The 355-nt window shown below is 68.2% G+C and carries 1 protein-coding gene; it reads right to left on the reverse strand.

The features are described from left to right. On the reverse strand, positions 1-355 hold a 355-nt coding region (locus AB4Y92_RS26815), incomplete at its 5' end, for an EamA family transporter (protein WP_441822383.1).

Consider the following 355-nt stretch of genomic DNA (forward strand, 5'->3'; position numbering starts at 1 on the left):
TTACGCCAGGCTGCGGGCGCGCAGCGCGATCAGCATGCCGGTGATCGCGAGCGCCATGCCGGCGATCTCGATCGGGGACGGTCGCTCGCCGAGCAGAAGCGCGCCGGAGAGTGCGGTTACGACGGGCACCAGCGGCAGGAACAGTGCCGCCCGCCCGGCGCCAAGGATGGCGACGGCCTGCGTGTAGAGAAACAGAGCGAAGGCGCCGACCAGCAATCCTTGATAGATCGCCTGGAGCGCTATGGCCGACAGTGCAACCTGCGCCAGATGCACGGGCATCACCAGTGCGACGAGCGGCAGGAGCGGCACTGAGAGCAGGCATGTCGCCATGGTGACCTCGATCGCATCGGCGCCC

The organism is Lysobacter sp. TAB13 (genome assembly GCF_052113885.1).
Taxonomy (GTDB): Bacteria; Pseudomonadota; Gammaproteobacteria; order Xanthomonadales; family Xanthomonadaceae; genus Lysobacter; species Lysobacter gummosus.